The 20,502-nt window shown below is 51.8% G+C and carries 16 protein-coding genes; 13 read left to right on the plus strand and 3 right to left on the minus strand.

Annotated elements, in window-relative coordinates; all coding sequences use genetic code 11:
* The first annotated feature begins 114 nt into the window (after window positions 1-114).
* Together K3T83_RS28960 and K3T83_RS28965 are read left to right on the plus strand one after the other, a co-directional pair.
* Window positions 115-2,463 carry a Vgb family protein gene (locus tag K3T83_RS28960; RefSeq protein WP_220206398.1) on the plus strand — a complete coding sequence of 783 codons (2,349 nt, stop codon included), beginning with the start codon at window positions 115-117 and terminating at the stop codon, window positions 2,461-2,463.
* A gap of 184 nt (window positions 2,464-2,647) precedes the next feature.
* Entirely contained in the window at window positions 2,648-4,312 is a 1,665-nt protein-coding gene (locus K3T83_RS28965) for a HEAT repeat domain-containing protein (protein WP_220206399.1), read from the plus strand.
* Window positions 4,313-4,492: 180 nt separating this feature from the next.
* Here the strand turns inward: K3T83_RS28965 and K3T83_RS28970 are convergent, their stop codons facing one another.
* A complete protein-coding gene (locus K3T83_RS28970; RefSeq protein WP_220206400.1) occupies window positions 4,493-5,797 on the minus strand; it encodes a DUF1015 domain-containing protein in 1,305 nt (434 codons plus the stop codon).
* 723 nt (window positions 5,798-6,520) lie between these two features.
* Between K3T83_RS28970 and K3T83_RS28975 the strand changes: the two genes are divergently transcribed.
* Entirely contained in the window at window positions 6,521-8,650 is a 2,130-nt protein-coding gene (locus tag K3T83_RS28975; protein ID WP_220206401.1) for a protein kinase domain-containing protein, read from the plus strand.
* A gap of 168 nt (window positions 8,651-8,818) precedes the next feature.
* Window positions 8,819-9,097, plus strand: a complete 279-nt coding sequence (locus K3T83_RS28980) for a hypothetical protein (RefSeq protein WP_220206402.1) — start codon at window positions 8,819-8,821, stop codon at window positions 9,095-9,097.
* Window positions 9,098-9,106: 9 nt separating this feature from the next.
* Here K3T83_RS28980 and K3T83_RS28985 read toward each other — a convergent pair whose 3' ends face one another.
* Complete coding sequence (locus tag K3T83_RS28985) at window positions 9,107-9,727, minus strand: YbjN domain-containing protein (protein WP_220206403.1); 621 nt, start codon at window positions 9,725-9,727, stop codon at window positions 9,107-9,109.
* A gap of 508 nt (window positions 9,728-10,235) precedes the next feature.
* On the opposite strand from K3T83_RS28985, the gene K3T83_RS28990 reads away from it, so the two are divergent.
* Both K3T83_RS28990 and K3T83_RS28995 read left to right on the plus strand, forming a co-directional pair.
* Window positions 10,236-11,276: an aminopeptidase gene (locus K3T83_RS28990; protein ID WP_220206404.1), complete on the plus strand. Its 1,041-nt coding sequence runs from the start codon at window positions 10,236-10,238 to the stop codon at window positions 11,274-11,276.
* 191 nt (window positions 11,277-11,467) lie between these two features.
* Entirely contained in the window at window positions 11,468-13,195 is a 1,728-nt protein-coding gene (locus tag K3T83_RS28995) for a serine/threonine protein kinase (RefSeq protein ID WP_220206405.1), read from the plus strand.
* A 105-nt stretch (window positions 13,196-13,300) separates the two neighbouring features.
* On the opposite strand, the gene K3T83_RS29000 is transcribed toward K3T83_RS28995, so the two are convergent.
* A complete protein-coding gene (locus K3T83_RS29000; protein WP_220206406.1) occupies window positions 13,301-14,662 on the minus strand; it encodes a GNAT family N-acetyltransferase in 1,362 nt (453 codons plus the stop codon).
* Window positions 14,663-15,010: 348 nt separating this feature from the next.
* Here K3T83_RS29000 and K3T83_RS29005 point away from each other — a divergent pair, with 348 nt between their 5' ends.
* The 7 genes from K3T83_RS29005 (at window position 15,011) to K3T83_RS29035 (ending at window position 20,448) form a co-directional block, all read left to right on the plus strand.
* A complete protein-coding gene (locus tag K3T83_RS29005; RefSeq protein ID WP_220206407.1) occupies window positions 15,011-15,271 on the plus strand; it encodes a 4Fe-4S dicluster domain-containing protein in 261 nt (86 codons plus the stop codon).
* A 205-nt stretch (window positions 15,272-15,476) separates the two neighbouring features.
* A complete protein-coding gene (locus tag K3T83_RS29010) occupies window positions 15,477-16,124 on the plus strand; it encodes a hypothetical protein (RefSeq protein WP_220206408.1) in 648 nt (215 codons plus the stop codon).
* Window positions 16,125-16,220: 96 nt separating this feature from the next.
* Window positions 16,221-16,439, plus strand: coding sequence for a hypothetical protein (locus K3T83_RS29015; protein ID WP_220206409.1), 219 nt, complete (start codon window positions 16,221-16,223; stop codon window positions 16,437-16,439).
* A gap of 174 nt (window positions 16,440-16,613) precedes the next feature.
* Window positions 16,614-17,345: a Bax inhibitor-1/YccA family protein gene (locus K3T83_RS29020; RefSeq protein WP_220206410.1), complete on the plus strand. Its 732-nt coding sequence runs from the start codon at window positions 16,614-16,616 to the stop codon at window positions 17,343-17,345.
* 191 nt (window positions 17,346-17,536) lie between these two features.
* Window positions 17,537-17,890: a thioredoxin gene (gene trxA, locus K3T83_RS29025; protein ID WP_220206411.1), complete on the plus strand. Its 354-nt coding sequence runs from the start codon at window positions 17,537-17,539 to the stop codon at window positions 17,888-17,890.
* A 154-nt stretch (window positions 17,891-18,044) separates the two neighbouring features.
* Window positions 18,045-18,788, plus strand: coding sequence for a GntR family transcriptional regulator (locus K3T83_RS29030; protein WP_220206412.1), 744 nt, complete (start codon window positions 18,045-18,047; stop codon window positions 18,786-18,788).
* A 202-nt stretch (window positions 18,789-18,990) separates the two neighbouring features.
* Complete coding sequence (locus K3T83_RS29035) at window positions 18,991-20,448, plus strand: tetratricopeptide repeat protein (RefSeq protein WP_220206413.1); 1,458 nt, start codon at window positions 18,991-18,993, stop codon at window positions 20,446-20,448.
* Window positions 20,449-20,502 lie beyond the last annotated feature (54 nt).

A 20,502-nucleotide genomic window follows, 5' to 3' on the forward strand; every position in this document is an offset into this window, starting at 1 on the left:
TCGTCCTTCTATTCGGGGGAATAGATCTTTCTATCTCCAATTGTAGATCTATTGGCGGTAACAAAAAGGAAGGGTTTGTTTATAGCAGAAAGTCGAAAGGTAGAAGGTCGAAAGGTGGAAAATCGCAAACAAATTGTGACGAGTATGGTTGCTGCGGCAACCGTAATTATCAGTGCTGTGCTGGCGCTTGGAGTGCTCAACCCGATTTTACAGAGCGAGGCTGATGCTTCTGTGGCCGATTTCGCGATACCTGCCGGTGCTGACCCCTGGGGGACCGCATTTGATAGTCAGGGGCATGTGTGGGTAGCGCTGCCGGGGTGCGATCCCTCGCCACAGTGCCCGGCTGGGACGGCTCCCGGCAAGATAGCTGTATTTGATCCCGCGACAAAGACCTGGATCAAAACAATACAGTTACCTGGCGGTTACGGACAGCTGCTCTTCCTGGCATTTGATAGAAACGGGGCCATCTGGTTCCCTATGTTGAGTACCAATTCGCTTGGGGAGTATGATCCTAATCAGGATCGCTTTCATCAATGGACCGTACCAACGGCCAATGCCGGCCCCTGGGCTGTTGCTGTTGATAAGAGTGGTATCGTCTGGTTTACTGAACATTACACCAATCAAATTGCATCATTTAATCCCACCACGCAGACATTTAAAGAAATCGCGACTCCAGATGCGAACAGTCAACCCTATGGCATTACAGTTGATGCTCAGAATAATGTCTGGTTTACACAGAACGTTGATACCGTCGCTGCTATTGATGAATATACAACGGCTGGTGTTCTCAATGTCTATAAAGTGCGCAATACCTCCACATCCGGCACCGGTTTGACGCCTCATATGCTCACCACTGATGCCAATGGCAATATCTGGTGGTCCGAAGGGTGGGTTACGATGGCTGGGATGTTGAATGTCGCACAGGCGTCTCCTGGGACAAATAATGGCGTTACCGAGTACAATTACACCGGGTCGGGCCATACATCGGGGATTAGCGCCAGCCCAGATGGTCGCATCTGGGTAACAGACTCGTTAATGAACGTCGTTGGGTATATTCCGGTTGGTGGCGACTCTTTTACATTTTATAATGTCCCGGGCAATCATCCGCACGATGGGTTAAATGTGGATAGTCAGAATCGGGCCTGGTTTGATGAGGAGTTCTCCAACGCGCTGGGACTGGCCCTGCCTTCGGCAAGTGTGACCCCAACAGTCACTACGAGCACAACGATTACGTCCACACCGGCACCCGGCACAATTCTAGGACAGGATACGTTTCAACGCACCGATCAGCCGCTCTGGGGAACCGCTTCTGATGGACAGAAATGGGGAGGTGATGCCAATAGCTCCAGCGCCTTCTCCATTGTTGGCAATATGGGCCAGATCGCGAACGGCACCTCAGCTTATAACGCGGTGCTTGGTCCATCTGTGCCTGATGCAGAGGCACTTTTTACCGGTTCACTCAACAATTTTGCGAATGCCAATCTGGGCGCTGTCCTGCGTTGGAAAGATACCAATAACTGGTACAAAGCTTATATCAATGGAACCAATCTGATCATTCAATCGAAGGTCAACGGCACCACGACCACGCTGAAATCTGTTGCCTTTCCTGCAACCGCTGGAACTGCATACAACGTTCGTTTCAGAGCTGTAGGAAGCGCTCTTTCCGTGCGCGTCTGGCAGACAGGCACGACGGAGCCGAACATCTGGCAGGCGAGCGTGAACGATTCCGCGCTGGCTTCGGGTCAGGTTGGTATGCGGATACAACTGGCGAGCGGCGTTACGGCGAAGATCACCTCATTTTCTGCCAGCGTGCCGGGTAATACGGGAACCGCCACAACCACCCCAACGGTGACTGCTACCACCACACCATCGCCAACAGCGACCCCGGCTCCTGGCACCATTTTGGGGCAGGATACGTTTCAGCGCGCCAATCAGTCTTTCTGGGGAACGGCCTCTGATGGGCAAACCTGGGGAGGCGACGCCAATATGCTGACAAACTTCTCGATTGTCTCCAATGCCGGTGTGTTTGCCAATAGCAATACCAGCAATAGCGCAGTGCTGGGACCAACAGCCACTAATGCTGAAGTTGTACTGAGCGGATCGATCAGCGATTTTACCAATAACAACTTCGGGCCGGTTGTACGCTGGAGCGATGGCAATAACTGGTACAAAGCATTTATCGATGGCAGCAGCCTGTATATCCAGAAGAAGGTGAACGGGACGACAACCATGCTCAAATCTGTGCCTTTCACAGCCGCCCCTGGTACCTCGTATATGCTGCATTTCAGCGTCTCCGGCTCGACGTTGAGCGCCAATATCTGGCCGTCCTCCGGTACAGAGCCATCTGGTTGGATGGCCAGTACTACCGATAGTTCGCTGACAGCGGGCCAGTGTGGTATCCGACTGTTGAGTCAGAATGGGGCTACCACAACCATTACGTCGTTTGTTGCCAGAACGCTTTAATCAAGATGCTGTCACAGAAGAGGTAAGAGTGCCGAATGGCATCCTTACCTCTTTTCTTCTATTAGATGAGGAAATCGATCTGAGATATGCTCGACGCGTATGTACCAACGTGGTACAATAACTTCCATTGGCGTTGACCCCGGTCGGCGCGTCTTAACTCCTAACGGGATAAGGAGAAAGCTTTATGCCACGAGGACGCAAAGGGTCTCCACAGGAGAGTGTGGATAGTATTTTGCTGGCTCTCAGCCGTCGTGATGATATAGATCCTGAAACGTTGTCGCATTATTTTGAGCGCCTGGATGAAGAGTGGTCTGAAGGGGCGCGAGAGAAGGTAATTCATTTGTTGCGGGCCAGTGATCCATCGGCCCATGCTGCCGCCGTGTTGATTCTGGCTGAACTGGCGACGGAAGATGATTTAGAGGAACTGGAAGATTTTGTCACCGATCCAACCGTGAGCGATATGGCAAAGCTTTCTCTCTCCCCAATTCTACGCGAATTGGGGTCAGAAATGGCCGATGATGGGATCATCGAGTATCTCAATGATCCTGCGGGGGCGATGCAGCAAATGCAGATGCGCCTGCTCGAACTGGTGGGGCAGAGTGAGATGGGCATTGAGTCGATTCTGGAAGATGTTACTTCGATGCCTCTGGAACGGCGACTGGCATTTGTCTTCTGGTTGGGGAGCAGCAACGATCCGCGTGCCGCGAATCTGCTCATCCCTTTGCTGGAAAATCAAACGGGCAAGGTGGCGTCGGCGGTGATCGAGGCCCTCGAACGTCTGGGGCCAGTGGCGATCCATCAGACAATTCCCGCCTTGAAGCATATGATTACTACCAGTTCTAATCGTGCACTCAAGCAGACAGCGCGTGCGGCTCTGGGGCGCTTGACTATGCAATCGACGCCAGGAGCGGAGGATGAGGTGATGACGGGTGCGGGCCAGTTGTTGCCTCCCCACAAGGCACGAACCAGCTTTATTGATGGTTCCGGCTCTCAACTGGTGATGCTCTCCTGGGTACGCCCCGATGGTCTGCTGAAAGGTGTGAATGTGCTGTGCCAGGATCGGTGGGGGATTAAGGATTGCTATGGGCTGGATGAGGTTGAGATGGATCGCTGGGATGATCTGGTGCAAGAGTTGGAGCGTCAGGGTTTTGTCAGCTTCCATATTCCATTTGATAATGCACGCGCACTGGTGGCCGAGGCCCGCACCCTGAATCGGCGTACTCATCGCAAGGTGCCGGTCGCATATTCCATCTGGCGGCCCTTTATCGAGGCAGAAAACTCAGGCAAGCCAGATGTGCTCTCCCTGTCCACTATGTTAGAGCCGTTGCCATTGAACGAAGAAACAATCCAGTTGGCCCGGCGTGGCGGCGAATTGTATCAGATGTCGGAATTTATGTCCTGGATGTATGATCCATTGGAACAGGTAGAGCCATATATTACGCGCTATTGGAGCGCTCATCATGTCCTGGAGGGCGGCGCTGGCAAGCGACGTGGACGTGGAGGACGCAGAATGCAGTCCAGGGAGCCGGAACAGCAGGCGTTGCTTGAAGAGCTGATTACGGAAGCACTGGATAAGCTAGTTGATGATAAATGGCGCTTGTTGTATGAAACACGCCTGCGTCGTCAGGCTGCTTTATTTCACTTTACCAACCGCAAGGAGCAGGTGCCGCTCATGCAGGCCGTTGCCACCCTGTTACATCCCTCTTCTCAAATTCCGGTGCGCGAGCAGGCATTTGTACGCATGCTGATGCGCATCACGATTGAGCAGGGGCCGTTGCGCATGATGGTGGAATCGCTCGGCTCCGCTCAGCCCGGTTCGCCGATTAACCTCTTCGATCAAGACCACTAAGCACAAGCCTCATTCGTAGTGGAGCGATGTATCGCGTTGGTGGATGCGCCTGTGAAACCGAACCAACGCGATACATCGCTCCACTACGAATGAGGCTTGTGCTTTTGATTGTAAAAACTCGTTATCGCGCATGGGCGAGATTGCGCGATAAATCGCTCCACTACGAAACTTGCATCCTTTTTACCATAAAGGATTCATAATCAGGCCAGTAATCAGTTTGGGATAGAGGTAGGTGGACTTCTGCGGCATACGATCATCGGCCTGCGCTACTTCGCATACCTGGCGCAACGGCGTTGAGTTGAGCAGGAGAGCCGCCTGTATCTCACCCGTTTTGAGCGCCTGCCATGCCTGTTCGGGTTCGTGGGTGAAACGAACGTTGGTTCCAGCTGCCATTGTCGCAGCGTTGATGCCCAGGAGATCTTCGAGGATCAGGCGTTGAGCAACGGCAACATCCAGGCGATTCCAGGCAGGAGAGTGTTCGCTTGTCGCCATCTGGCGCTCTCCCTGGTCGTTGAGTTGCAGTAGAAGCGCTTGTTGAGGGGTTTGAATGACAAATGACGGGCGTTGCTGACCCGCCGCCACTAATTGTGTCAGTATGTCATTTGGCATTGCGGCTTCCAGGGGTTGCACATGGAAATAACGCGCCAGTTGCTCGGCTGAGAGGGCCGCGAGTGCATCGTCGCTCAGATTGAACAGGAGACGATGGGTTGGTAGCACGAGCCAGCCCGGATCATCGACATCGATGAGCGCCATCAGTGTGAAATTCACTCCATCGTCGGCGTAGAGGTCGCGTCGCTGTTCTCGGATTTCTGCCTGATACGCGAGCGCAGTTTCATAGCGATGGTGTCCATCGGCGATATAGAGCTGGCGTTCCGCGAAGAAATCCCGGATTAAAGCAACCTGTTCTGGATCGTTGATGGGATGCAGGCGATGCTCTTCTCCCGCCTCATCGACGATGCTGATTTCGGGCTTTGCCGCGTATGCGCTTAATAAACGACGCATTCGCCCCTGTGGATCTTCGTACATGCTCATAATCGGGCTGAAATTGGTGGAGCAGGCACGATACAGGTTCAGGCGATCTTCTTTGGCTTTTGCCAGCGTATGTTCATGTGGCAGCACAACCCGTGCGCTCCAGGGTTCCAGGCGCACGCGCGAGAGGAGACTGGTGCGCGTGTATTTTTGACCATCGCGCTGAAAGGCCTGTTGGTACATGTAATAAGCTGGCTGGCTGTCTTGCTGGATGACGCCCTGTGAGCGCCATTCTGCAAAGGTGGCGGCAGCACGCGTATAGACATTGTTGAGATTATTATCGTTTGTCTGCTCTTTACCCAGCTCCAGACGGATGACGTTGTAGGGGCTACGTTCGTAATATCGCTCCTGTGCCTCTTTACCGATGACATCGTAGGGAGGAGTGACAACCTGTGCCAGGTCGCCGACTAACTGTTGAGAGTAGCGGAGCGCTCGCAATGGTTGAACATCTGCCATACTAAAATCAACTCCTGTTTTTACATATAAAAGGTCTGCATGTGAGCAGACCTGATTTTTCCAACCGCGATTGTGAACCTTTCGCCCCATTATATCACTTTGCGGCAGCACTTTGAGGTGGCATTGATTAGAACTGCTATCCCCGCTTTTAGTGGGCAAATGGCTGTTGTGGGATGGACCTTTGTTGCGGCATGTCGGTTCGTCGGTCCTTTATTTAAGGGAAATAGAAAATATGTTCCTGGAAAGGGTTGACAAGGCTGGTGGCGCGTGGTAGTATTTGGCATAGAACAAAGGTTCAAAACTAAATATGCTCTCCCAACCCCCATACACTCCTCGATGCTCTCTCCGTACAGCGGTCGGGTTTCTCCTCTCTCTCCCTCCCGACCGCTGGGGGCGGCTGAGCAGGTAAAGATCCTCTCTCTTATTCTATCCACAAGTCCTAGTCTGGACAAAAATAAATTGACGCGTCGTGATACACAGTGTAGACTCTTCTACGGAGAGACTCTAAATTACTCTCTTCGTAGCGCTATTTGAACGTTCCAGGTGTGTTCTAACGGACAGAGGAGCTACCTGTTATGCTAGATAAACACCATCTCTCCTGAGATTTTTCTGCCGGTATCCGTCTCCTGGAGAATCTCAGTGAGATATTCTACCGGCGTAAAGCCTGGCATGTCGCCGGTATCGCTGTGTTGTGTGTATTTCGTTATGTTGGAGCGTTGTTGTATGCAAACACTTTCAGTAGATCGGCTCGTAGGACAGGTATTAGGGAATTATCGCGTGGAGCAATTGCTGGGGCGCGGGCGTTTGAATGCCGTATTTCTGGCACGAAATGTGGCGACGCAAAGCCAGGGCGCTCTAACATTGTTCACCATTCCTGAAAACTTTTCGTCCGAAGCTCGCACTCGTTTTTTGCGGCGTTTTCATAAAGCCTCAGCTGCCCTTACTGCTTTACGGCATGAGCATATCCTGCCCGTCTATGAGGGAGGCGAGTATCTTGGCTATCCCTATCTAGTGACGCCGTATATGATGAACGGTTCGCTGACCGATATTGTGAAGCGTAAAGGCCGCCTTTCTCATGAACGTGTGAGCGACATACTTGAACAAATTGTGGCCGGACTGGAGTATGCCCATAAAAAAGGGATCATTCACGGCACGCTCAAACCGTCGAATATTGTCCTGAGCGCGAAGCAGGCGATGCTGGTAGCGGGCTTCGGCTTGATGCATATCCAACAAATGCGCGGCGTCGAACGCAGCGATCAACCATACGGTCATCTCATGAGTGTTGCCAATACTCTGCTCATCGCTCCTGAGTATATTGCTCCTGAGATTGTGGAGGGGCAATATATTGATAAGCGCTCAGATGTCTATGCTCTGGGAGCGATTCTGTTCGAGCTATTAAGTGGTCAACCTCCGTTTACGGGATCAGATGCGCTGGCCGTGATTAAGCAACATGTAGAGCAGAACATTCCCTCTTTGCGCTCGCTCTGCCCCGATGTGCCGGTTGCACTGGAATCGGTGGTGAATCAGGCGCTTGAGCGTGATCCTGCCCGTCGTTTTCAGAGCGCCGGTGAACTGGCCGAAGCCTTTGATCAGGTATCACGAGGGGCGACTGGTGCTTTATATAATCTTCCTGGGAAAACGAGATCCTCATCGTCGCGCCCTGCCGCACAATTTTTGCAAGAAACTGCTGAGGAGAGTACAAGCAGTACGAACAGCAAAAACTGGCAATTTACCCCGCCAATCGTCACCGGCAAAGTACCCGCTTTTAAGCCCGCAGCAAAGCAGGAGAGATCTCCAGCAGCCTCAACGCAGTCCAGACCGCGAACGCGCGAGATTGATCATCGCTCAGGACAGCCCAGGATTGCGGCAAAACAGATACCAGCAACAGGCAGTACCACCCGTTCCAGTTCTAGAGGTGTCCAGAAGCAGATGCCTGCTGTGGAGGGACAGGAGATATGGTCTGATCCTGGAATTGTGCATACGGAAGACATTCAGTTTTCAGCGCCAATTCCAGCGATGCCACCCCAGGCGCACAAAGTGGAGACGACGGAGGACATCAGATTTTCAGCCCCGCTTCCAGCGATGCAACAACGCGAGATGGAGAGAAGAGAAGAAGATACAGAGCCTCCTGTAAGGTCGTCTCGCTCTCAGGTGCGCAGAAATGGAGAGGATGACTGGTGGCAACAATCTCAGGGTATGCAACTGCCGACCGAGATAGATGATCTCTGGTCCGCGGCTCCGATGACGGGAACGCTCAAAAATACCCACTCTCTTCAGGGAAGCAAGAAGAAGCCAACGCGTGGTGTTTCGCGCAGAAGCGTTGTGGCTTTGCTGGCAACAGGAGGTGTTGCGGCAGCTGTTGGCTTCGTTGCCGTCAATAATTCGCGCCTGATACAGATGGCATCTGGTGCTATGCAGCAGGCAAATACGCCAACAGCAAAAACTGGTGGCACCGCGAACACGGGCAATCAAGGAGGGCAACAGGGGAAGACGCCCGCAGGAGGTACGCAGCAGAACGGGGGAAAGACGGCGAACGTCATCGGAACAACGACCCTTGCCACCAATTCTTCGGCTGTTTTTACCAATCCAACCGATAAAAAAGACAGCGTGCTGGTTCACCTGTCTAACGGCAATTTTGTTGCCTATGAGCGAGCATGCACACATGTACAGGTCAACGTCAACTATGATCCGGCGACTCAATTGCTGGTCTGCCCCGCTCACGGAGCTATTTTTGATCCAGCGAAGGGCGCGGCTGTTGTGCAGGGACCGAATGGAGAGGCTCCGACCTCGATCAAATCGCTTGCCAAAGTACCTATACAGGTAAAATCGGATGGAACGATTACGACGGTCTAAAAAGGCGCAGAACTGGCGCAGACGGAAGATTTCATATTACTATATAGTTTGATCTCGATCTCGAAAAAATGGTACAATCGCTACAATGGGATAACCAATGATGTTTGCCCGACTATATTTCTACAATGATGTATACACAAAGTAGTACGCGAAAAGGATTATTTGTGCATGACTCCAGTAGCTGTTACGTACATTGGGTTCGTTGTAGCGATTCTGATACTGCTGTGGGGGCTGTTTGTCGTGGGGAAACGCTATTTTGTGCGCAGAAGAGATGTAAGCAGTAAAAATATAGGTGTCTGGGTTCCGTTGAAAACGACGGCAACAGAAAGCCCTGAAGATTCATTCGCTGATCTTGATGAGGACGATCAGGATGAAGACTCCAGGGCTGATTTGCCTACACGGGCCAGGCAGAATGGTCATTATTCAGGCAGTAAAAAGATGCAGTAAGAGACGATATTAGTCCTGGCGCTCTTGCAGCAGGCGTGTCACCTCTTCCATCACATCATCGACATTTAAATCTGGCCCATCGGTGGTGGTGTGTTGCTCTCCATTGGTGGGCTGCGCTATGGTGACGGATGTATTGCTGCCCTCCGAGGTTTGCTGGAAATACTCCTGTTCGCAGGCGCGTAAAGCTTCCTGCACGGTGGCATTTCCATAGATGATGCGTGAGAGCAGACTGTGATAGAGGGAGACTGTCTGCATCATAGCTCCGAAGGCGAGCCGGAACTGTTCAAAGGTGAGTGTATTGTTGGCAAGAGGAATGGTCTCTTCCAGGCGTACTTCGCCATCAACGAGATCGAGGCCAAATTTTCCCAGAGCAATACGGTAATTGACGGCCATCAATGCTTCAAGACATTCCAGACGTTTCTTCTCACCCAGCGTATTGAAATGTGGAACCACCAGCATGAGCTTTCTGACATCCCCGCTCTGTTGAATACCGACAACCATCCTCCACTGTCCATGTTTGCCATGAAATGCTAATTCGACAATTTCTTTTTCCTGATCCACACGTGCTAATTTTAACTCCATACGATTAAGATAATCGGTGAGCTGAGAGATGCTGAAGCCCTCTGACATTCATTGCTCCTTATTCTTAGGGTAGTAACTTGATAATTACAAGAAAAGCGTATATTTATTTCAGCCGTATGCTTATAGTCTAGTATAGCATATTCTTGAGTCCTGCTTGAAAAAGATATGTCAAGATAATTCATACATTGGATACTCTGCTTGCTTGTGAGGTGCTTGCCTGACAATTTAGAGGGAGATATTAGTTCGCTGCTACATCCCCCAAATTGGCTAGGGGCGAAAGTGACAAGTGGTGGAGGGAGTGTCTTTCAGGCTGTATCGTTCCGTTTGGTGCCATGTGTATCCTTTACATAGAGGGAGAAAATAAGCCTTTGTTTTGCGGCCAAAGGTCCATGCTGTTACCGACTCTGTTTTTAATGCGTATATCTAGATGTACTCACAGAGCGAGTCTGTTGGATAAGTGCCATCGTTTGAGGATGGCAGTAGTCCGCTATTTATTCATTGTTGACGAGATAATGTGCCGCATATCTTTGAAGATATATGCAAGAGGTGTTTTGCTATGGCGAACAATAATAACCAGAAGAAAGATTTGCAAGCGCTTTCTTTTGAGGAGCGCGTACAACTTGGCGCTGAAAATGCCGTGCATTGCATGGGTGTGACGGAGCGGGATAGGGTATTCATCATTACCGATTATCAGCGTGAGAGCATTGCTCGCCGTGTGGCAGCAGCTGTTCTGGCTCGCCATGCCGATGTTTCCGTCCATTTCCTTGAACACTATGGTGAGCGCCCTCTCACAACGTTTACCGACGAGTTGCGCAACGACCTCATCCAGGCGCGGCCGACCGTGTCCTTCTATATCGCCACCGCGCAGCCCGGGGAGATCTCCTTCCGCATTCCGCTGTTGCCCTTCCTGGCACAAGAACTCAAAGTTCGTCATGGACATATGATCGGCATAGATGAAAACCTGATGGCCGATGGCATGTGTGCCGATTATGATGAAGTGTTTCGTCTGACCAATCAAGTCTATGAGCTGGTACGACCGGCAAAGAAGATTCACGTGACCTCGGCAAAAGGGAGCGATGTCACAGCCACCTTCCATGAGAACTGGCACTGGATTCCCTGTCATGGGCGCTATCACGAGCAGGGCCAGTGGGGAAACCTGCCAGAGGGCGAAGTGTTTACCGCTCCAGCGACGGTGGATGGCGTGCTGGTGTGTGATGTGCTGGGCGACTACTTTTCTGAGAAATACGGTGTGCTGGAGCAGCCGCTTGTCCTGACAGTCAAGGATGGATACATTACCGATGTGTCCAGCGAAAATGCTGCTGTGGCCCAGGAGGTGCGTGATTACCTCTTCTCTGTACCCAATGGCAATAGGGCAGGTGAATTTGCGATAGGAACACTTACCAGCCTCAAACATCTGGTTGGCAATCTCTTGCAGGACGAGAAGATGCCGGGCCTGCATGTGGCGTTTGGCAATCCCTATCCGCAATTTACCGGGGCCGACTGGGATGCCAGTATTCACGTCGATGTCATCCCCACCAATTGCACTATTGAGGTGGATGGACGAATTATTATGCGGGACGGCGAATTTCTCTTGTAGTTCCGTAACTAAATGACGCTGACAACGTATTTATAGTATTGGTCGGTGTATGTCAACGAGGGCATGTGTTGCATGTATGTTTAAAAGCAACAAATGCCCTGTTGCATGTATTTTATTATTAAGGCAGGCGCAACAGGTAATATATTGCTGCATTTGCCTCTAGAAATAGAGAGCTAGAAAAGGAGCTATGCATGTCCACGACCAGGGGACAACATCTCATTGGTAAAATGCTAGGCTCATACGTACTGGAGAAATTACTTGGCTATGGTGGGTCAAGTGCAGTATTTCTTGCTCAACAGCAGGATTCTGATCGCAAGGCTGCGGTAAAGGTCTTTCTCCCACGTTCCACGATGGATGCGCAGACGCGAAAAGAGTTTTTCCAGCGTTTTTTGCGTGAGGCTGAAGCGGCGAGCCAGATGGACCATCCTAACATTCTTCCCATTTATTCGTATGGTGAGCAAGATAGCCTGCCATATATTATTATGCCCTATATGTCTGGTGGCACTCTGTCAGAATATGTGGCGAAATACGGTCGGCTCTCGCTACAAGATGTGCAATGGTATCTTGAACAGATTGCTTCCGCGCTCGATTATGCGCACAAAAATGGGTGTATTCACTGCGATGTAAAGCCGGCGAATATCTTGATTGATGATGAAGGGCATGTGATGCTGTCGGATTTTGGCATTGCCCATCTTGCCAAAGACGAGAAAGCGGTTGCTATGCCGAGAAATCCCGATGCGTTAATGGGAACGCCAGACTATATCTCGCCAGAGCAAGCGATGGGGCGTCCCATCGATGGGCGCACCGATATCTATTCGCTAGGCGTGACCGCCTTTTATCTGCTGGCGGGTCAGTTGCCTTTCATAGCCGACACCTCTATCGCGTTAGCTTTGATGCATGTGCATGAGCCGCCGCCAACCCTTGCATCTGTACGTGCAGATATCCCACCTGTTCTCGACCAGGTAATTCATACCGCGCTTGCCAAGCAGCCGGAGCAGCGTTTTCAGACGGCGACCAGCTTCAGCAATGCGTTTACCGATGCTGTCACGGAGGCATTGACGGTCGGCGAGCAGACGGCGGTTGCCTGTAAAGGAGGGACGAGCCTGCTTGAAAAGAATCGCTTGCTGGCACGTCTCTTACCATCGCTGGCGACGGTTGACGCGATGATTGCCGGTGATACCACAACTGGGTATCGCTTCACGAGAAAGCACCTGCTCGGGGCAACGTCTCTGCTGCTGGTAGTGGTGCTGGTCTCTGTCTTCTCTCTGAGTTATGTTGTGGCTCAATTTTCTGGTAAGACGAAAGGCGAGGCGCAGCTCCAGACGGCCAACAGCATTAGCCCTCCGCAGCGGAACTCTACTGATTTGTTGTCAGATCCCGATTTGTGGCCGACGAGTCCGACGCTCTTTTTTGATCAGCAGAAGCAGAGTTATCATATTGCCAACAAATCGCCGCAAAACGTACCGCTCATCTCGCTCTATCGGGGCGATACCTATAGCGATTTCCAGTTAAGCGTGCTGATGGAAGAGTTGCACGGTCCAGATGAGGCCTGTTATTATGGCGTCGTTTTTCGTTCAGCCTCAGATCAATCGAAATATTATATCTTTGAGGTTTTGACTGCCAGTGGAGAAGAGTTTGGCAAATATGCGTTCTGGCGCTATGATGGGGCAGGGAAGCTGAACCTGCTCGCCAACGGTAATGCTCCCGCTTTGCTGAAGGCGAAGGGGAAGAGTAACAAGCTCACGGTGAAGGCACAAGGGAATCATTTTTCTTTTACCATTAATGACAAGGCGCTTGGCACATCGTTTGCCGATCCCTCGAAATCAGCCTTAAAGCTGGGGCAGATTGGCCTCTATGTCGAGGCACGAGGCTCTGAGGTAGCTTTCTCGCAATTACAAGTGACGCCAATCAAAGCATAATCGCAATATTGGATTTATACGTAGCGACGACCCTGGTGGTTGTCGCGGTATTTGTTTGATAAAGCATCATTTACCGCGACAACCACCAGGGTCGTCGCTATGCATTTACAATGGGAATGGGTATGATGGACGCGTTGGGAAGAGCGCGTTGAGGACGATCTCAGTATTTGGGTTGGCCCAGACTTCGGGGAAGGCGTAGCGCAGATCGTTCAGGCTGCGATGCCCAAAGAGCAGTTGCAGGAAGACGAGCGGCGCAAAGCCACCACCAGCGTTGGAGTCGTAGACCGGAACGTTCCAATGCTCGGCTGTGGTGAGGCGGCCATCTGCAAACACCATGCGCAGACCTCCACGATAGAAATCCAGCTTGAGTTCGCCGCTATAACCCGCCACGATAGAACTTTCCAGCCGCTTTTCCAGCACAGGAGCAATCAATCTGAGAAATGCGGGCACATCGCGTACGCGGACGTACCATGCGTAAGGAGGCTCGTACAGTGGTGCAAGTGCCTGTCCCAGTGCATCGTAGGCTGGATGGGTACGACCGAGGGAGAGGCTAATCTCGCTGAGCGGCTCGTTCGTCTCCTGGTTGTGGGTGGGAAGCTGCTGGCCGTAGGTTTCTAAGCCGCGCAGGACGGATGGCATGAGAGCCAGCCAGTTGATGCCCGCGACGGTTTCCAGGATGCCGATTCCGATTCCTCGCCCCCAGCGCCTTGTGGAAGCCGAAAGAAAGCCCTTTGGCGTGTTTTCCGTGTCTACTATAATTTGAAGACCAGTTTTATCGCGTGGTGGTCTGGCTTTCCATGTAGCAATCTCGTATTCCCAGTAGTTGTCGGGCGCGAGTGTCCATACGATGCTGTCAGCACGGCGGCGCTGGTAGCATTGCTGGATGAAGGGAATGTCGTCGATGGTGGCCTCACGCAGTCTGTATGGTTCCTGCTCGCCTTCTTTGAGCCTGGGGATGGACGACAGATAAGTGACGCGCCTGCCCCCCAGATCGAGGGCATATTCATACCCAAACTGGCGATAGAAGTATGGGATGCCGGTAATGGCCTGAACGAGATGCCCTTCGGCCTCGCTGCGAGCGTGGACCAGCTCGAACAGGGAACGGATCAGTCCCCGGCGGCGATAGTTGGGGTCGCTGGCAACGATTTCGGGGCGACCGATGCGAAAGCGAATGCCCTCATACTCCCAATCCTGACGCCAGAGGCAGGTGCTGGCAATGATGGGGGTGTCCTGTTTGTTGGTATCCTCCACGACGCCAAAGTCCCCAGGCTCCATTAATGGGTTATATCCTGACATGATACGCCGCACCATATCGGCGAGGCTGTTATTTGGTTGTTCGTCAGCGTTGGAGCGGAAGACGTGGCCGATCAGTTGAGCGATTTTTTCGGTATCTTCGGCAGTAGACCAGCGCAATATGAGGCCGTCGCCTAGATCGCGCCGATACCGAGGTGATGCAGCGGTAAGCATGAACAAATCCTTTTTATTTGCACAAATTTCGAGTAGTAATCGAGCACAACTATGACAAAAAGAGGGCGGACAGCGCGTTCCATCTCAAGGGAACAGAGAGAACGTGAGGGTGTAACCATGACACGTTCTGGGGAGAAATCTTTCCCAATCGTGCTATAATATGGATGACTATAGCTACTATACCGGGTCTTCTGGAGGGTTGTCAACCCGCTTATTTGTCCCCCAATGATGTACAGGGCAATTGACATCGTGTGTGCAACCCTCTATACTGAAATTGCCGAAAACAGATTTGAGTTGCTCTGTTAGTCAAGGCGTATGGAGCAGCTTAATAGGAGGATTGCTAGAACAATGACCTATGTGATAACCCAGCCGTGTATCGGAGTAAAAGATGCTTCCTGTGTGGATGTGTGCCCGGTTGACTGCATTCATCCGTCGCAGGGTGAAGAAGGATATGAGGAGAACGAGCAGCTGTTCATCAATCCAGATGAGTGCATTGATTGCGGCGCTTGTGAGCCTGCTTGCCCAGTAACCGCTATCTTCGAGGAGTCAGCGGTACCAGAAGAATGGAAGAGCTTTATTAAGATCAACGCTGATTTCTTTAAAGGCTAACCGAACAAGCTGGAATTATCCCAATCCCTTCGATCACAACTCATGGGGCGAGCGACATCTTTGTTGAGAAGATGCGAGCTTGCCCCATCTAGTACGCGCCAGTAGTATTTGCCGGTTTTTTTCATTTTCGCAAAGCTGTGATATAATACGTGTGCTACGTTCATGTTGTCGGCACACATAAAACTTCTTGATGGAGCGAACCCCTATGCCAATTACTCGACGCAGACGAGCTAATCCACCAGATCAGCCAGAGAATAACACCAATCACGTTGCTGAGCAATCCGAGGCGATTGTTCCCGCTGAGACGCCAACCGCGAGTGAACAGGTTGCCGAGACGCCAGCCACAGAAGCCCCCACAACTGGTGGGGAGCAAGGAAGCACGACTTCAACACCTCCCGCACGCTCAGAGCATGTGGCGTATCAGCAAGCGCTGCCAACGCCAGCCGCAACGAACGGTGATCGTGCAGAGCGGCAAGATTACACACCCAGCATTGAGCCGGGCCGCCGAACGTCCCGAGGCGAGCTATTCCGTCGTCCACCACAGGTTCCGGCATCGCCCACCCCAATGCCAACAGTCGCGTCAGCACCGTTGCAAGCGCCAACCCACGAGATCAGCCTGCCGCTGGGCAATTTGTTGCACCTTGCGTATAATCCCAGCTATACAGGCTCGGACGAAGCACGGAGCGCGTTGTTGCATAAGCTGGCTCACGATAGTAAAACGGGTGGTCGTGGACGCTGTTGGAGCTGCGGCTCGCTTGCCATTGCATACGATCATTGGAGTACTCGCAGTAAGAATTTCGGGGAAGTGGGAATTGCCTTCTGTGAGATCTGCGGCGTGTGGAGTGTGATGTAACTCAGCCAATAGATACCACTGAGTGTTCTACTACAGAGCATGTTTACTCCCTTTTTGTGTAGCGCTACTTGATCCTGGAACGAAGGAGTGAGCGACATGACGATGGGCCAGAATGCCCCTGTCTCCTTCCCTTGTCCACGTTGCGGTGGTCCTATGTATAAACCCGCCGGTAGCTCTTTTTACTGGCATGCAACGACGAATCATCCGCCGTGTAGCATTACCAGCGTTGTTGAATTTCCTGAACACTTCTCTGTTGACGTATCTCCGGTAGAGGACTCCAGCGAGCCGTTGCGGTCAAAGAATACTCCTTCTTGATTCGGCAGTTCTGTCAGTAGCGGTGTTACCCTGTTGCAACCAGGCGCTCCCATCTTTCGTATATACGTGGTGAAGGCATGCTCTTCGGCGTTGCTGAAGAGCATAGTTTTCCAGGAAAGAACAAACACAATTGGACCAGTTCTGGTATCTTATTCACCAGGAGATGGGGATACAATGTACAATTCGAGAAATAACGGCCCCTTTGGAGGGGGAAATGCTTTACGGTCGCGCTATCAGTATCAGACGCTGCCGTACGGCCAGGAAAGCACACAGGCAAGCGCCCTCATCAGTAAGGTAATGGGGTTGCTGGCCTTTTCCTTCATTTTTGCCACCATAGGAGCCTTTTTTGGCATACAGGTGGGGCTAGGGTTTGGGGTATCCCTCTTCGTGGCAATTGCCGGCCTGGTGGTGTTGATTGCATTGAATTTTTTGATCCAGGTGTCGGGCTTAAACCTGGTGCTGTTGTACCTCTTTACCTTTTTAGAAGGTCTTTCACTGGCACCACTATTAGGGGCTTACCTGAGCTTTAGCGGTGGGCAGGTGTTGCTCATGCAGGCATTTTTGATTACGGCTGTCACCTCGTTGGGTCTGGGTGCCTATTCCTGGACGACGAAGAGAGATTTCACGCGTCTGGGCGATTACCTGTTTTTCGGGCTAATTTTGTTGCTAGTCACGGGCTTGATAGGCATTTTTTTCCACTCAACAATCTTTTCTCTGGTCATTTCGGTTATAGGTATTGCCATCTTCTGTGGTTATGTACTATTCTATGTGCAGCGTGCAAGGTATATGGCCGATACAACGCCGAATGCCATTGGTTTGACGGTTTCGATCTTTATCACGGTGCTTAACCTGTTTCTGTACATCTTGCAACTGTTAACCATCTTGAGCGGAAACCGTCGTGATTAGCCAGCACGTGCGAACAGGTGGCTTGCTAGCTCTTCTGGTCTGACCAACGCCTATCTGTCATGGATGCAGAACCGGAATAGAAGTATGGTCGGTTTTGTTTTCTTGAGTAGATAGGATATCCAGGCGTCGATGTCTGGCTGTTGAGAAGAGCAGATACATATATCTGACTTTGGAAAGTGAGTTAAAATAATATGGGAACGCATGCCAATCTGTTTCATGTTGGGGATCAGGATTTTGAGGCCAAAGTCCTCAAGTCTGACAAACCCGTAATCGTTGATTTCTGGGCCGCATGGTGTGGTCCTTGTCGCGCCATCGCTCCAGTTTTTGAGCGTTTGAGCGACGAATATCAGGGAAAACTTGGTTTCGCCAAGATGGATATTGATGAGAATGGTCAGACCCCTCAGCGTCTTGGTATTCAGGCTATCCCAACGTTGATGATTTTCCAGGGCGGGAAGTTAATCGGTCGCATGGTCGGCCCTCATCCCAGCCGTTTGCAGGGTGAGATTGATCGTGTTCTGGCCGAACATGGTAGCACGAAAGCCTAAAAGTCAGAGAAAGTGAGTGACCTGGTACGAAATGTTGTGCCAGGTCACAAATTCGCCTCACTTACCACTCGACGCTTTTACCTTTTTGTGATATATTCTTCCCATATTCTTATTACCATTTATCCACTGTTGTATGGACATAAGGGGAACCGTAATGCCAACTCTTGAAAGATCAAATCCATTGCCGCTTTACTATCAGCTAAAAGAAGTGCTGAAACAGCAGATTAATGCGGGCCATCTTGCCCCTCATACTGCTATTCCCTCAGAGCCGGAACTGGTGGCTCAGTATCATGTGAGCCGGGCAACTGTACGGCAAGCGTTGACCGAACTGGTGCATGAAGGGCTGTTGTATCGTCAGCATGGCCGAGGGACATTCGTTTGTGAGCCTCGCGTGCAGCAACATACGCTCAGCGAACTGACCAGCTTCTCCGAGGAGCTGAGACGGCGTGGCAAGCGGCCCGGCGGCTTGCTATTTGTGAGCGAATTAGTGCGTGGTTCGCAGACGGTGCGTGAAGCCTTGCGTCTGACGGACGAAGAACAGGTCATCCGGTTGGAGCGTTTGCGTACTGCCGATGATGAGCCTGTGGGCTATGAGGTCGCTTATCTGCCCTATCCACGCGCAGCTGGCGTCTACCAGCGTGCCAAAGAGGTTGCCGATGGCTCCCTCTACGACCTGATGGCCTCTGAGGGACTGGTGCCGTACCTGGCTGAGTATAGCTTTAGAGGTGATGCTCCTACCGACCGTGAGGCCGAACTCTTGCGTATCGCCTCAGATGAGGGTGGTGTGCGATTGGAATGCACCACGTTTGATGAGACGGGCGCTCCTATTGCGTTCACTGAGGGCTTCTATCCCTCTGCACGCTATGACTTCCATGTGACGTTACGCGTCACCAAGTAAGATCATCCAGCGCAGCCTATTGACCATATGTGCGGCAAATCCTTGAACCTTGTTGTGTTTCCTGTACGTTGCGAGCTATGAATTGGGCGACAATTGTACTAGGATACACTGGGGTGGACGTGTTATACTAGCGAGGATTTGTCGCATATGCTTTGAGTTGATAAACCTGAACGGTAGACAATAGAAGAGAAGTGAGGCTACTATGGATGACCAGCAAGACGGACACGAGAACGCTAATCAAAATAGCGCCAATCAAACGACTTTTCCGCTCCATTTCGTGAAGCGCGAGGAGCTTGCACGCGATGAGCAGGCCTGGACTGATAAAGGGAACGCGGCAGCTCAGGAGGGCGATTATAATGCAGCTGCCGAAGCCTTTGAGCAGGCGGTGGCCGCTGACCCGCAGAATGCGCGCTCGCGCTACAATCTCGCCCTGGCTCATCAGTTGTTGCAGGAGACCGAGCTGGCTATTGCTGGCTATCGGCGCGCCATCGATCTTGATCCCGAACTGATCGACGCCTACATCAACCTGGGCAATCTCTATGGCGAGCTGGGTATGTATGAGGAGTCGCTGGAAACGTTTCAACAGGGGTTAGAGTTGGACCCTGAAAACGACGACCTGTATGTTAATGTGGGAGATGCTTATCGCTCACAGAATCTTTTTCAGGACGCGATTCAGGCGTACCGGCAGGCGTTGATGCTCAATCCCGATAACGTGGTCGCGGCTGATAATTTACAAGACGTGCGTGAGCGCGTGAACGACCAGTGGCGGCGTGTATTGGAACAGGAGCGGCGTATCGATGCTGATCCTGCTGATCCCGCGCGCTATGCAGATCTTGCCAGTATCTATCTCGATATGCGCCGCTACGATGATGCCCTCTCGCATGCCAATCAGATGTTGTCGTTGGACCCCGATGGACGGGCCGGATATGATATGCTGGCCGCCGTCTATGAGCAGATGGGTGAACGCGATCAGGCAGCCGAAACCTATGCGCGCATTGTGGAGTTAGATCCCAGTGATGCGGAGGCCTGGGAGCACCTGGGAACCTGGCGCGCTTTGCAAAATAATAGCGAAGAGGCAATTGCAGCCTATAACCACGCGGTCCAGCTTGATCCGCAGCGCGTCTCCGCTCGCTTCAGTCTGGCCGAGACCTATCTCGAAACGGAGCAATACGACAATGCTTTGCCGATCTATCAGTGGTTGGTTGAGCATAGCGAGAGCCTGTTGCAAGAGGACGAACTGGCAGCTGCTTATGCTGGTCTTGCCGAGACTTATAACTCTCTTGGCCGTTACAACGAGGCAATGGAGGCGGCTGAAGCTCTGTTAGAGCGCTTCGAGAATGACCCGGAGGGCTATTATCAACTTGCAACTGCGTATGATGGGCTTGGACGCTCTGACGAGGCCATTGAGCATTATCAGAACGCCATCGATGCTGATCCACTCAATGCCGATTACTACAACGATCTTGCTGATTCGTTGCGCAAGGTCAAGCAGTATAATGATGCGTTAGAGTATGCTCAGCAAGCAATCGCAATGGATCCTTCGATGATCGTTGCCTACGAGACGCTGGCACAGATCTACGAGGAGACCGGGCATGCTGATGAGGCAGCCGAGGCGATGAGCCAGGTCAATGCATTGCGTGCAGCTACCGGCGGTGAGTAGGAAACAAAGAACGAGCGCGATGAAAAACCTGTGTGCCACACGGATTTTTCATCG

This window comes from Reticulibacter mediterranei (genome assembly GCF_016587455.1).

Bases quoted from the DNA above. Each gene is read 5' to 3' on its own strand.
- K3T83_RS28965 (WP_220206399.1), top strand. From the start codon at position 2,648: ATGCCACGAGGACGCAAAGGGTCTCCACAGGAGAGTGTGGATAGTATT.
- K3T83_RS28970 (WP_220206400.1), bottom strand. From the start codon at position 5,797: ATGGCAGATGTTCAACCATTGCGAGCGCTCCGCTACTCTCAACAGTTA.
- K3T83_RS28975 (WP_220206401.1), top strand. From the start codon at position 6,521: ATGCAAACACTTTCAGTAGATCGGCTCGTAGGACAGGTATTAGGGAAT.
- K3T83_RS28980 (WP_220206402.1), top strand. From the start codon at position 8,819: ATGACTCCAGTAGCTGTTACGTACATTGGGTTCGTTGTAGCGATTCTG.
- K3T83_RS28985 (WP_220206403.1), bottom strand. From the start codon at position 9,727: ATGTCAGAGGGCTTCAGCATCTCTCAGCTCACCGATTATCTTAATCGT.
- K3T83_RS28990 (WP_220206404.1), top strand. From the start codon at position 10,236: ATGGCGAACAATAATAACCAGAAGAAAGATTTGCAAGCGCTTTCTTTT.
- K3T83_RS28995 (WP_220206405.1), top strand. From the start codon at position 11,468: ATGTCCACGACCAGGGGACAACATCTCATTGGTAAAATGCTAGGCTCA.
- K3T83_RS29000 (WP_220206406.1), bottom strand. From the start codon at position 14,662: ATGCTTACCGCTGCATCACCTCGGTATCGGCGCGATCTAGGCGACGGC.
- K3T83_RS29005 (WP_220206407.1), top strand. From the start codon at position 15,011: ATGACCTATGTGATAACCCAGCCGTGTATCGGAGTAAAAGATGCTTCC.
- K3T83_RS29010 (WP_220206408.1), top strand. From the start codon at position 15,477: ATGCCAATTACTCGACGCAGACGAGCTAATCCACCAGATCAGCCAGAG.
- K3T83_RS29015 (WP_220206409.1), top strand. From the start codon at position 16,221: ATGACGATGGGCCAGAATGCCCCTGTCTCCTTCCCTTGTCCACGTTGC.
- K3T83_RS29020 (WP_220206410.1), top strand. From the start codon at position 16,614: ATGTACAATTCGAGAAATAACGGCCCCTTTGGAGGGGGAAATGCTTTA.
- trxA (WP_220206411.1), top strand. From the start codon at position 17,537: ATGGGAACGCATGCCAATCTGTTTCATGTTGGGGATCAGGATTTTGAG.
- K3T83_RS29030 (WP_220206412.1), top strand. From the start codon at position 18,045: ATGCCAACTCTTGAAAGATCAAATCCATTGCCGCTTTACTATCAGCTA.
- K3T83_RS29035 (WP_220206413.1), top strand. From the start codon at position 18,991: ATGGATGACCAGCAAGACGGACACGAGAACGCTAATCAAAATAGCGCC.